9 protein-coding genes and 1 pseudogene are annotated in these 12,027 nt (G+C 70.1%); 6 read left to right on the top strand and 4 right to left on the bottom strand.

Annotated elements, in window-relative coordinates:
* Nucleotides 1-723: 723 nt before the first annotated feature.
* Complete coding sequence (gene lexA / locus H4W80_RS21620; RefSeq protein ID WP_225963586.1) at nt 724-1,431, bottom strand: transcriptional repressor LexA; 708 nt, start codon at nt 1,429-1,431, stop codon at nt 724-726.
* Nucleotides 1,432-2,458: 1,027 nt separating this feature from the next.
* Here lexA and H4W80_RS21615 point away from each other — a divergent pair.
* The 4 genes from H4W80_RS21615 to H4W80_RS21600 all read left to right on the top strand — a co-directional run bounded on the left by H4W80_RS21615 (nt 2,459) and on the right by H4W80_RS21600 (nt 8,129).
* On the top strand, nt 2,459-3,187 hold the full coding sequence (locus H4W80_RS21615) for a hypothetical protein (RefSeq protein ID WP_192786757.1): 729 nt from the start codon (nt 2,459-2,461) through the stop codon (nt 3,185-3,187).
* The gene (locus H4W80_RS21610; RefSeq protein WP_192786756.1) at nt 3,178-3,489 is read left to right on the top strand and encodes a LysM peptidoglycan-binding domain-containing protein; all 312 of its coding nucleotides are present in this window, start codon (nt 3,178-3,180) and stop codon (nt 3,487-3,489) included. Before H4W80_RS21615 ends, H4W80_RS21610 begins: the two co-directional genes overlap by 10 nt.
* Before the next feature lie 1,347 nt (nt 3,490-4,836).
* Entirely contained in the window at nt 4,837-5,292 is a 456-nt protein-coding gene (nrdR, locus tag H4W80_RS21605) for a transcriptional regulator NrdR (protein WP_185078046.1), read from the top strand.
* Nucleotides 5,289-8,129, top strand: coding sequence for a vitamin B12-dependent ribonucleotide reductase (locus H4W80_RS21600; protein WP_192786755.1), 2,841 nt, complete (start codon nt 5,289-5,291; stop codon nt 8,127-8,129). Before nrdR ends, H4W80_RS21600 begins: the two co-directional genes overlap by 4 nt.
* 250 nt (nt 8,130-8,379) lie before the next feature.
* On the opposite strand, the gene H4W80_RS63705 is transcribed toward H4W80_RS21600, so the two are convergent.
* Nucleotides 8,380-8,949 carry a hypothetical protein gene (locus tag H4W80_RS63705; protein WP_318786984.1) on the bottom strand — a complete coding sequence of 190 codons (570 nt, stop codon included), beginning with the start codon at nt 8,947-8,949 and terminating at the stop codon, nt 8,380-8,382.
* Here H4W80_RS63705 and H4W80_RS63700 point away from each other — a divergent pair.
* A pseudogene (locus tag H4W80_RS63700) lies at nt 8,888-9,025 on the top strand (response regulator); the annotation flags it as partial. The gene H4W80_RS63705 and the pseudogene H4W80_RS63700 sit on opposite strands and share 62 nt — an antisense overlap.
* A 195-nt stretch (nt 9,026-9,220) precedes the next feature.
* Here the strand turns inward: H4W80_RS63700 and H4W80_RS21590 are convergent.
* The gene (locus H4W80_RS21590; RefSeq protein WP_192786754.1) at nt 9,221-10,039 is read right to left on the bottom strand and encodes a glycerophosphodiester phosphodiesterase; all 819 of its coding nucleotides are present in this window, start codon (nt 10,037-10,039) and stop codon (nt 9,221-9,223) included.
* Between the two features lie 158 nt (nt 10,040-10,197).
* Here H4W80_RS21590 and H4W80_RS21585 point away from each other — a divergent pair, with 158 nt between their 5' ends.
* A complete protein-coding gene (locus H4W80_RS21585; RefSeq protein WP_318786983.1) occupies nt 10,198-11,607 on the top strand; it encodes an MFS transporter in 1,410 nt (469 codons plus the stop codon).
* Here H4W80_RS21585 and H4W80_RS21580 read toward each other — a convergent pair.
* Nucleotides 11,558-12,022 (bottom strand): PPOX class F420-dependent oxidoreductase, encoded by a 465-nt coding sequence (locus tag H4W80_RS21580; RefSeq protein ID WP_192786753.1) that lies wholly within the window; start codon nt 12,020-12,022, stop codon nt 11,558-11,560. The two genes, H4W80_RS21585 and H4W80_RS21580, sit on opposite strands and share 50 nt — an antisense overlap.
* Between the last annotated feature and the right edge of the window lie 5 nt (nt 12,023-12,027).

Here is a 12,027-nt window from a genome sequence, read left to right as displayed (position 1 = left end):
CGGGTGGCGCTGGTCGGGTGGCGCTGGTCAGGCCGTGCTGGCCGCGTCGTGCTGGCCGCGTCGTGCTGGCCGCGTCGTGCTGGCCGCGTCGTGCTGGTCACGCCGTGCTGGTCGGGCCGTGCCAAGCGCGCGCATCCGGGCGGCTGTTTGTGCGGCGCGACGGTGCCCGCTTTCGGCGTGGTGTTACATCATCGGGTGTTGCTGAAGGCGGTGCGGTCTGGACGCCCCTCCCCATGGGGACCCTTGATCCAGTCGAGCGGGCGGCTTGTAGGCACTGGGGCTGCTTCGTCAGGCGTCATGGAGGCGGCGACTTCCGGGCACTGCGGGTGCGGCGAAGGGCGGGGTGGTGGTGGCGACACGCGAGACACCGAGACCGAGCTCGCCGCCAGTGTCATCGACAACATCCCATGGCCAGGTGGCGACATGGTGTGATGCCGCGACCACGTTCGGCGGCGGCGTTCGATGGCCTTAGGTGCGCGACCAGACGACATGGGACTGCATGGCGACCTCGGACAGCTCAGTCCCGATGGCCATGGTGTCCCTCCTCCGGGTCGGGTCAGGTCGGGTCGTGATGGGGCATCGGCCTCAGGGCCTCAGGGGTGAGACGGAGCTGGACCCGTACGTGCCCCATGGACGGACAGGTGTTGTTTCGGCGCGCGCCGGAACGCGGCGCGAGCGGTATGACGCGCGCCCGAGACCCTTTCGAGCCGGCCCTGGCCGCTGCTAGAGCCGGCGCAGGACCGCCACGACCTTGCCCAGGACGCTGGCCTCGTCGCCGGGGATGGGCTCGTAGTTGGGGTTGTGGGGGACGAGCCAAACATGGCCGTCCTTACGCTTGAAGGTCTTGACGGTGGCCTCGCCCTCGATCATGGCGGCCACGATGTCGCCGCTCTCCGCCACCGGCTGCTGGCGGACGACCACCCAGTCGCCGTCGGCGATGGCGGCCTCGATCATCGAGTCACCGGCGACCTGCAGGAGGAACAGCGTGCCCTCGCCGACGAGCTGCTTGGGCAGCGCGAAGACGTCCTCCACGCTCTCCTCGGCCAGGATCGGGCCACCGGCGGCGATGCGGCCGACGAGCGGGACATAGGCCGCCGTGGGGCGGTTGATCGTGGGCTCTTCGTCGCTCGCGTCAGGGTCCACCCACAGCACTGGCTCGCCCGGGAGGCGCACTTCGAGCGCGCGCGGCCGGTGCGGGTCGCGACGCAGGTAACCCTTGCGCTGAAGCGCCGTCAACTGGTGCGACACGCTCGACGTGCTGGTCAGCTGGACCGCCTCGCCGATCTCGCGCATGGAGGGCGGATAGCCTCGCTGCTGCACCGAGTCGCGGATGACTTCAAGGATCTTGCGCTGCCTGGGCGTCAGGCCCAGAGAGTCGCGCCGGCGCACCGCGAGGTCGCTGACCCCGTTTGCACCATCCTGCTCGCTCATGCTCTTCCTCCTCGCCTGGCGGCCCGCCTCACCGGCGCACCTCCCGGTCTGTGGTCCCAATGTCGCACACAGCGACCGTATCGCTGTTGAAGATCATCTTCAAACAATTGTTCGAGTCTTCCTCGAAATTGTCGCCAGCGTGGTGTACAACATCGTACGGGAGTTCGATCGACACCGTGTTCGATTTGCTGATCTTTATTTGGCCTTTTCCTCGGGCCGCACGGCAGGAGGTCAACCATGCGAACGCCCACAAATACCGACATGACCAGCCAAGACGCCAAACGACTCACACTCATCGCCGACGCCACGCAGGGTAACGATCGACGGGGAGACAATACGCGGACTGAGGCCGGTTCCCGCGGGAATTCGGGGAAGAGGTTGGGGCCCCGCACGACTCATGGTGGAAGGCCCCATTTGCGATTGGTGCCGCCCCCGCGTGCAGGTTCTGACGCGGACGCCACCGTACTGCCGGGCAGGGGAGGAGCCCGTGCGGACGAGGGCGGCGAAACGGCGGCCGGCCGGGGATCCGGCGTGGACAGAGATCAACGGCGCTCGGGCGGGGGCGCCGACGCTGGGCGGGGGACGAGGGTGAACGATCGGGGGGCACGCGCCCCTGCGGGCGACGCGCGCTCGCGGGCGCGCGGACCGGGAGGCTCAGGGACGAGAGGAGCAGGAGGCGCCGCCGCCGGCCCTCGAGATGGCGTCCGGTCCGCCGAGGGAGGCACACGCGGCACTCGGCGCTCCGCGCTGGTCGCGGGAAGAGACGTTGACGGTGCTCGGGGTGGTGCTGAGGGAGAGGTTCTAGGTCTCGGGGGTGGGGTCCGGGGCTCCGGGGAAGGCGTTCGCGGTGCCCGGGGCCTGGCCCGGAGCACTGGGGAAGGCGCGCGCAGCCCCCGGGGCCCCGCCCGGAGCGCCGTGGGAAAGATCTTTGGTCCCAGGGGTGGCGTCCGGAAAGCGGTCGGCAAGATCCTCGGCCCTAGGGATGGTGCCCGAAGCGCTGGGCGAAGGGACTTCGGTCCCGGGGGTGATGACCGAGGCGCCGGAAAGGGCGCTCGCGGCGTTCGACGTGCCGCCCAGGGCGCTGGGGAGGGCGTTCGTGGTCCCCTGGGCGGTGCCCGGGGTGCTGGGGAGGGCGTTCGTGGTCCCCTGGGCGGTGCCCGGGGTGCTGGGGAGGGCGTTCGCGGCCCCCTGGGTGGTGCCCGGGGTGCTGGGAAAGGCGCTCGCGGTCCCAAGGGCAGTGTCCGGAATCCCCAGGGTGGTGATCGCGACGCTCGGCTCCCCGTGCAGGTTGCGAGGGAAGATGTTCATGGTCTCGGGGGTGGTGTCAGGGACGCTGAGGGAGATGCTTGGGGCGCCCCGGGCGGTGCCAGGGGCGCTGACGGAGACGCTTGGAGCGCCCGGGGCGGTGCCCAGGGTGCTGGTGGAGGCGTCCGTGAGTTCCGGAGTGGTGTCCCGGGCGCGGGCGGAGACGACGCTCGGGGTGCTCGGCGTGTTGCCGAGGGGGCTGGTGGAGGCGTCCGTGGCGTTCGGAGTGGGGGTGTCCGGGGCGTCGGGAAGGGCGTTCGGGGTGCTGTCGCAGGTGGTCGCGGGGGTGACCGGGCTGCGCGGGGAGGCGCCGTCCGGGCTGGACGCTCTCGGCGTGACGCAGGCGGCGGGCGCTGGGGATCCCGGCGGTGGGGCCGTCGGGTGGCGAGGTGGCGCGAGCGGCGGGCGTTGGCTCGCGTGCGTCGGCGGTCCGCTCCGCCGTTGCGGCTGACCCGGCGCGGGCGGGTCGTGCTGGTGGCCGTCGTGGCGTTGCTGTCGCTCGGCGGGTTCTGGCTCGGTACGCAGGCGGTGGGGCACGCGGACGTGCAGGTCGTCGTGACCAGCCATGCGGGGTTCCCGTGGGTGGAGGTGCGCGAGGGTGACACGCTCTGGGCCATCGGGGAGGCGCTCTCCCAGGGGGACGATCCCGGCCCTGTGATGGAGGAGATCAAGCGTCTGAACGGCCTGTCCTGCTCACTCATTCACCCCGGCACCCGCCTGTACGTCCCGAGCGACACCGCCGCCTTACGCTGATCGCCAGACCCGTGAGTGAGCCTGGCCCGTGAGTGAGTCCGGTCCGTGAGTGGGCCCGGTCCGTGAGTGGGCCCGGTCCGTGAGTGGGCCCGGTCCGTGAGTGGGCCCGGTCCGTGAGTGGGCCCGGTCCGTGAGTGGGCCCGGTCCCTGAGTGGGCCAGGCCCACGCGGGACGGCCAGGCTAGGGCGCCGCGTCGGGAGTGCGTCCGCCCCGCGATGGGCGTGTCCCGTCGGCCTGCACAGGTTGTGAGTTCGCTCGGCTCGCGAGGCCGGCTGGCCCACCGGTTCGACTGGCCCGTAGTCCGCTCAGGCTGCTGGTCGGCGCAGGCTGCGGTCCGCCCGGGTGTCGGTTCGCTCGGGCTGCGGGTTCGCTCGGGCTGCGGGTTCGCTCCGACTGTGAGTCTGCCGGGGCCACCAGGCTGTTCAGTTCGTGAGTGCGCGTGGGCCGCCAGTCCGCTCGTGCCTCGAGTTTGCTGGGCTCGCGAGTGCGCCCGGGCCGCCAGTTCGGCTGGCCGGCCAATCCGCTCGGGCGGTGGTGCGCTCGGGCCGTGGTGTGCTCAGGTTGCGAGTCCGCCTGGGCTGGGCGCCCGCTCGGACACGCGAGGCCGTTCGGACGCCCGAGTCCACGTGTGGACCGCGGGTCGTCAGCCTGTCAGGGGTGGGGCTGGCTGGTGGTGTGTCGCATGGGGCGGAATTGCCGGAGGGTGGCGCCGGTTCGTGTCATGGGGCCGGTTCCTCCCGTAGGAGGGTCGGCGGTGCGAGGTTGTCCGTTTTATGAAGCGGTTCGGGCTGGGGGGCCTCGGCTGGCGGTCGGGCGCGGTTGGGTGTCCCGTGGGGTCGGCGATGCGGTGGGAGGGTGGTCGCGTTGGGTGGGCGCCACGTGTAGTTGGACCACGGACGGCGGTTGTGCGCCTTGGTGGGGTGGCGCTTGACGATGGCGCCCCACGTCACCGCGAGGCTCGACGACCAGGCCCACGCGCCGCCAGCGTGGGGCTGGTGGGCGGAGTTGTGGGGTTGGGTATCGTTGTGAGATTTGTTCACGTATGGGTGCGTAAGTAACCCCTGTGGCGCCTCCAGCAGCGGAAAGATCACTTAGATGGGCGACACGCCCGAGTCTCGGTGGTGACGGCGGGCTGATCAGCGACTTCGGTTCGATGGCGTTGCTCAACTTGCGTTCATGGTCGCTCGCTTCTACGGTTGGACCACAACATCTAGTAGTTACACCGATGTAGTTCACCACACCTTGTGTTTTATGTACCGCTCCACGGCTAGCCGTGGAGTGTGCGCGAGCGTCCCGCGACGGCGGTTCCGCGGCGTGTGGTGGCCGCAGGTCTAGGAGGCGAAAAGCGTGCACTGTCCGTTCTGTCGCCACCCTGACACGAGGGTCATCGACAGCCGCTCCACGGACGACGGCGCGGCCATCAGGCGGCGCCGCACCTGTCCCGAGTGCGGGCGCAGGTTCACCACGCAGGAGACCGTACTGCTGATGGTGAGCAAGCGCAGCGGAGTGACAGAGCCGTTCTCGAGGGACAAGGTCGTCGCGGGCGTGCGGCGGGCCTGTCAGGGCAGACCGGTGGGCGAGGATTCGCTGGCGCAGCTCGGGCAGCGGGTGGAGGAGGCCATCAGGGCCAAGGGCGCGGCCGAGATCCCCTCCAACGAGGTGGGGCTGGCCATCCTGGGCCCGTTGCGGGACCTCGACGAGGTGGCCTACCTGCGGTTCGCATCGGTATATCGCGGTTTCGAGAGCCTGGCGGACTTCGAGGCCGAGATCTCACAGTTGAAGGCGGAGAAGGGGGAGTCATGACGGAGACGGCCAGCGGTTCAGTCGCGCGCGGGGGGAAGCGTCCGCGTAAGGGGCTGAAGATGAAGCGGATCTTCACCAAGCCCGGCGTGCACCCGTATGACGAGATCCAGTGGGAGCGCCGCGACGTCGTCATGACGAACTGGCGCGACGGCTCGGTCAATTTTGAGCAGCGGGGGGTCGAGTTTCCCGAGTTCTGGTCGGTCAACGCGGCCAACATCGTGACGACCAAGTACTTCCGCGGCGCCGTGGGCACCCCGCAGCGCGAGTGGAGCCTGAAGCAGCTGATCGACCGGGTCGTCGGCGTCTACACCAGCACCGGGATCGAGCACGGCTACTTCGCCAGTGACGAGGACGCCGAGATCTTCGATCACGAGCTCAAGCACGCGCTGGCGCACCAGGTGTTCGCGTTCAACTCGCCGGTCTGGTTCAACGTGGGCACCAAGTCGCCCCAGCAGGTGAGCGCTTGCTTCATCCTCTCGGTGGACGACCAGATGGAGTCGATCCTCGAGTGGTACAAGGAAGAGGGTGTGATCTTCAAGGGCGGCTCGGGCTCGGGTGTCAACCTGTCCCGCATCCGCTCCTCGAAGGAGCTGCTGTCGAGCGGCGGCACGGCCAGCGGCCCGGTGAGCTTCATGCGCGGCGCCGACGCGTCCGCGGGGACGATCAAGTCCGGTGGCGCGACCCGCCGGGCGGCCAAGATGGTCGTGCTCGACGTCGACCACCCCGACATCGAGGAGTTCATCGAGACCAAGGCGCGCGAAGAGGACAAGGTCCGCGCGCTGCGTGACGCCGGTTTCGACATGGACCTGGGCGGCAAGGACATCGTCTCCGTCCAGTACCAGAACGCCAACAACTCCGTGCGCGTCTCCGACGAGTTCATGCGCGCGGTGGAGAAGGGCGAGCGGTTCGGCCTGCGCGCCCGCCTGACCGGTGAGGTCATCGAGACGGTCGACGCCCGCGAGCTGTTCCGCAAGATGGCCAAGGCCGCCTGGGAGTGCGCCGACCCGGGCGTGCAGTACGACGACACGATCAACGACTGGCACACCACCCCCGAGACGGGGCGGATCACGGCCAGCAACCCGTGCTCCGAGTACGTCCACCTGGACAACTCCTCCTGCAACCTGGCCAGCATCAACCTGCTGAAGTTCCTGAAGGACGACAACACCTTCGACGTCCCCAACTTCGTCAAGCTGACCGAGCTGATCATCACCGCGATGGACATCTCGATCACGTTCGCGGACTTCCCGACCGAGAAGATCGGCGAGACCTCGCGGGCGTACCGTCAGCTCGGCATCGGCTACGCCAACCTCGGCGCGCTGCTCATGGCGACGGGCCACGCCTACGACTCCGACGGCGGCCGCGCTGTGGCGGGGGCGATCACGTCCCTGATGACCGGCGTGTCCTACCGCCGCAGTGCCGAGCTGGCCGCGGTGGTCGGCCCGTACGACGGATATGCCAGGAACGCGGAGCCGCACAAGCGCGTCATGCGCAAGCACGCGGCGGCCAACGACGACCTGCGCACCGTCGGCTCCATGGACGCGAAGATCCACTCCGAGGCGTCTCGTCAGTGGTCGGAGTGCCTCAAGCTCGGCGAGAAGAACGGCTACCGCAACGCCCAGGCCAGCCTGCTGGCCCCCACGGGCACCATCGGCCTGATGATGGACTGCGACACCACCGGCATCGAGCCGGACCTGGCGCTGGTCAAGTTCAAGAAGCTCGTCGGCGGCGGCTCCATGCAGATCGTCAACCAGACGATCCCGCGGGCGCTCAAGCAGCTCGGCTACCAGCAGGAGCAGATCGAGGCCATCGTCGAGTACATCGCCGAGCACGGCCACGTCGTCGACGCGCCCGGCCTGCGCCAGGAGCACTACGAGGTGTTCGACTGCGCGATGGGCGAGCGGGCGATCGCGCCGATGGGCCACGTGCGCATGATGGCGGCCACCCAGCCGTTCCTGTCGGGGGCCATCTCCAAGACGGTCAACCTGCCCGAGTCGGCCACGATCGACGACATCGAGCAGGTCTACCAGGAGGGCTGGAAGCTGGGGCTCAAGGCCCTGGCCGTCTACCGCGACAACTGCAAGGTCGGCCAGCCGCTGTCGGTCGGCAACGGCGCCAAGAAGGACGAGGCGGCCAAGAAGGACGACGCCGTCAAGGCGGAGCCCGAGGTCAAGGTCATCGAGGTCAACCGGCCGACCCGGCGGCGCATGCCCAACCAGCGGCCGAGCATGACCACCCGCTTCACGGTGGGCGGCGCCAAGGGCTACATGACCGCTTCGTCCTACCCTGACGACGGGCTCGGCGAGGTCTTCCTCAAGATGTCCAAGCAGGGCTCGACGCTGGCGGGCGTCATGGACGCCTTCTCCGTCGCGATCTCCATCGGCCTGCAGTACGGCGTGCCGCTCGAGACGTACATGAGCAAGTTCGTCAACATGCGGTTCGAGCCGGCCGGGATGACGGACGACCCGGACATCCGGATGGCGACGTCGGTGATGGACTACATCTTCCGCCGCCTGGCCCTCGACCACCTGCCCTACGACGAGCGGGCGGCCCTGGGCATCTTCTCGGCGGCCGAGCGCGCCGCGCAGCAGCGCGGCGAGGACCCGGCGGCGCTGCAGGAGACGGTGGACCGCGAGGCGCTGGCCCAGTCGGCACCCATCGAGGAGAAGCCGAAGGCGGAGGTCGCCGAGCAGTCGCCGGTGGTCAAGGAGCTGACGCTGGAGAGCCACCAGCGCTTCACGGCCGACGCGCCGCTCTGCATGACCTGCGGCACCAAGATGCGGCCGGCGGGGAGCTGCTACGTCTGTGAGGGCTGCGGCTCCACCAGCGGTTGCAGCTGACTCCTCCAGCGGTTGCGGCTGGCTTCTCCAGCGGTTGCGGCTGGCTTCTCCAGCGGTTGCAGCTGGCTCCACCAGCGGCTGCAGCGCACAGAGCAGTGATCTGCCGTCCGGACGGCCGTCTCGGACGAGCTCCGTCAGCGGCGCCGCGCGACCGGTCTGCGACCCTGGTCGTGGACGCCGCGTGACGCGGACGGCGTAGCCGCCCTGTGGAGATTGGGCCGGTGCGGGGCCTGTTGCCCCGCACCGGCCATCAGCGTCCGTCGGTGTCCGCGACGGGTTTCCGGCCGACGGCGATCCACATGACGATCACTGTGTAGGCGCCGAGCAGGGCGAGCCCGGCCCACCAGGGCAACGGGAAATAGCCGGCCGACGGCGCGTAGTGCGCGGTCACCTGCGGATACTCGGTCATCGTCTGCTGCACGGCGAGTTCGGCGGCGAGGGTGAGCCGCAGCAGCCACATCGAGACGGGGTCGGGCAGCAGCGGGAGCGTGGCGACCGTGTAGGGCAGGGCGATCAGCGACACTCCGACGAGGATCGCTGTCCAGCCGTGGCGTAGCCGCAGGCCGAGTCCGAAGGCGAGGATCGCCGCCCGGGCGGCGATCACTCGCCGGGACCGTGGCCGGCGGGCTGTGCGGGCGCCGTGGCGGGCCGCGACGATGAGCACGGCGACCAGCTCGATCGGCAGCCCGCGCAGGAGGGCGTTGGCAGCCCACGACGGGCTGGCCGCCGCGGCCAAGCTCGACCTCACCCCGTACGACGTGGTGGTCCTGGACCGGGACCTGTCCGGCCTGCACGGTGACACCGTGTCCCAGATGGTCACCGATCGGGCGATCCGGACGATGGTGCTGATGCTGACCGCGGCGAGCGCGCCCGGCCACCGGGTCAGCGGGCTGACCCCCGGCGCGGATGACTACCTCGCCAAGCCCTTCCACTTCCCGGAGCTCGTCCTGCGCATCCACGCTCTGGCCCGCCGCAAGCCCGATGCGCGGCCCCGGACGCTGCGCGCGGCCGGGATCGAACTGGACCCGGTCCGCCGCACCGCCGTTCGCGACGGCGCCCGGAGTCGGTTACCACATCGCCTAGCGGCCGCCTCAGCCTCTCAGCAGCTCGTCCAGGACGTCCGGCTTGTTGGTGATGATGCCGTCCACCTCGTAGTCCAGCATCCGGCGCATGGTGTCCGGGTTGTCCACCGTCCAGGCGAGCACCTGCATGCCGAGGGCGTGTACGCGCCGTACGTACGAGGCCGACAACGAGGTGTACGGCGGGTTGATCTGGTCGGCGAACCTGGCCAGCGACGACAGGTCGGCGGTGGACGGCGTGCCGAGCAGCCCGATCGGCACGTCGGGCAGCAGGCGGTGGAAGGTCCGCATCGACGCCCAGCTGAACGACTGCACCACCAGCCGCCCCTGCGCGAGCCAGCCGGGATGGCGGCGCAGCTCGGCGGCGACGCGGGCCTCGATGCCGGGGTAGAGCTCCGGAGCCTTGATCTCCAGCAGCAGGTCCAGCCCCGAGCCGCTCATCTCGCTGAGCGTCTCGTCGAGCGTGGGCACCCGCTCGTCCTCGTACTCGTCGGAGAACCACGAGCCCGCGTCGAGCCTGCGGATCTGGGCGAGCGTGAGATCGCCGACCCGCCACGGCGCGTGACCGGGGAAGACCCGCTCGACGTCGGTGGTGCGGGCCAGGGTCGTGTCGTGCATCAGGACCAGTTCGTGGTCCTTGGTCTCCTGGACGTCGAGCTCGAACACGTCGGCCCGCTGCTTGGCGGCCAGTTCGAAGGCGGCGATGGTGTTCTCGGGCGCGTACGCGGAGGCGCCCCGGTGCGCGACGTCGACGACGGCGGTGGCCGCCTCGGCGGGGGTCGTCAGGAGGGTGGACGAGATCGCGATCATGACGGCGAGTCGCCTGAACATGGGTCTCCTCGGGTGGGGAGAGACAGTCGACTCGACGGTGACAAGGGCTCGTGACTGCCAGTTGATGGCAGAGTAGCCGCCCGATGCCCGGCCGGTGAGCATTCGACACATGACCCCCGTGCCGGAGGGGTGAATCATGGAGTTCTAGCCTGAATGTCGTGAAGCTTGGTGGGATGCTGGCCGTACTCCTGGCGGCCTGGTTCATGGCCCAGTTCGACTTCTTCGTGGTCAACGTGGCCGCTCCCTCCATCGAACGCGACCTGCACGCGGGCCCGGCCGCCCTCGAGCTGATCGTCGGCGGATACGCCTTCACCTACGCGGCCGGCATGATCACCGGAGGCCGGCTCGGCGACCGCTACGGCTACCGGCGGCTGTTCATCTGGGGCGTGGTCGCGTTCACGATCGCCTCCGTGCTGTGCGGGATCGCCGCGAACCCGGCCCAGCTCGTGGCCGCCCGCCTGCTCCAGGGCCTGGCGGGCGCGGCGATGGTCCCGCAGGTGCTGGCCACGATCTCCGCGGTCTACTCGCCGTCGGAGCGGGCGCACGCCCTCGGCTGGTACGGCGTCGCGGGCGGCCTGGGCTCGATCGCGGGCCAGGTGCTCGGCGGCCTGCTGCTGACCGCCGACACGCTGGGGCTGGGCTGGCGGGTCATCTTCCTGATCAACCTGCCCGTCGGCCTGATCGTGGTGCCGCTGGCCGTCTGGCTGCTGCCCGAGGTCGAGACCGCCCGGCGGGCCAGGCTTGACGTCCCGGGCGCGGCGGGCCTGGCCGCCGGGCTGGCTCTGGTGCTGGTGCCGCTCGGCCTGGGCAACAGCCTGGGCTGGCCCGTCTGGATGTGGATCAGCATGGGGGCCGCGGTGCCCGTGTTCGTGCTGACCTGGCGGTGGCAGCAGGCGCTCGGGGCGCGCGGCGGGCAGCCGGTGCTCGACCTGGCGCTGCTCAAGGTCCACTCCTACCTGGCGGGCGTGGGCTCGATCGTCGCGTTCATGGCGTATTTCGCCTCGTTCATGTTCACGCTGACGCTGCTGCTGCAGGGCGGGCTGGGGCTGACGGCCTTCCAGGCGGGGCTGGCGTTCGCGCCGATGGGGGTGCTGTTCTCGGTCACGTCGATCCTGGGGACGCGACTGGTCAGAAGGTACGGGCTGATCGTCGTCGTGATCGGCGGCGTGATCATCGGGCTCGGACTGGCCCTGATGGTGGTGGGGGCGGGGCTGGGCCTGCCGTACATCATGGCCGCGCTCATGCTCGTCGGCTCGGGCAACGGGCTGGTCCTGCCGCAGCTCATCGGCGCGGCGCTGGTGGAGGTCACCCCGCACCAGGCCGGCATCGGGTCGGGCATCCTCAGCACGGCGCAGCAGTTCGCGGGCGCGGGCGGCGTGGCGGTGATCGGCGCGGTCTTCTTCGCGGTGGCGGAAGGGGGGCACCACGTCGCCGCCATGCGCTGGTCGGCGGGCATCGACCTGGGGCTCGTCCTCGTCGTGATCGCGTCGGTGGCCTACAACCGCCACCGCGCCGTCGTCACGAAACGGGGAGCGCGGTCCCGTACAAACGCGAGACGCGGATCCTGATCACCAGCCGCCGATCCTCGACCATCTGCCGCAGGAAGGCGTACGGGTCGTCCATGTTCTGCTGCATGGCGAGGAGTTCCATGCCCACCTCGTCGCCCGGCTCGGTGCTCACCGGCGACAGCTCCGCCTGGCCCTCGGCGACGGCGTAGGACCAGAAGTCGTCGCTGGCCACGTAGAGGGCGCAGCGGGGGTCCTTGTGGAGCTGGCGGACCTTCAGCCGGTCGTCGATGGTGGAGATCCGCACCACGCGCTGGTCCGGTTCCCAGGTGTACAGGACGGTGGACAGGTGGGGGTGGCCGCTGCTCTTGTTCGTCGCCAGCGCGCCGAAGCGCTGTCCGGCCAGCAGCTGCGAGAGCTCCTCGTCGCCGAGGGACTGGGGGGCCGGGCCCGCGCCTGGCCCGTACGTTTGCGACATGCATC

The sequence above is a fragment of the Nonomuraea angiospora genome (genome assembly GCF_014873145.1).
GTDB classification, from domain to species: Bacteria; Actinomycetota; Actinomycetes; order Streptosporangiales; family Streptosporangiaceae; genus Nonomuraea; species Nonomuraea angiospora.
Note: the sequence above shows the minus strand (reverse complement) of the source record. Positions and strands in the feature narration are given on the sequence as shown.

Excerpts from the sequence above, each read along its gene's own strand:
- lexA (WP_225963586.1), bottom strand. The coding sequence starts at position 1,431 with ATGAGCGAGCAGGATGGTGCAAACGGGGTCAGCGACCTCGCGGTGCGC.
- H4W80_RS21615 (WP_192786757.1), top strand. The coding sequence starts at position 2,459 with ATGACCGAGGCGCCGGAAAGGGCGCTCGCGGCGTTCGACGTGCCGCCC.
- H4W80_RS21600 (WP_192786755.1), top strand. The coding sequence starts at position 5,289 with ATGACGGAGACGGCCAGCGGTTCAGTCGCGCGCGGGGGGAAGCGTCCG.
- H4W80_RS21590 (WP_192786754.1), bottom strand. The coding sequence starts at position 10,039 with ATGTTCAGGCGACTCGCCGTCATGATCGCGATCTCGTCCACCCTCCTG.
- H4W80_RS21580 (WP_192786753.1), bottom strand. The coding sequence starts at position 12,022 with ATGTCGCAAACGTACGGGCCAGGCGCGGGCCCGGCCCCCCAGTCCCTC.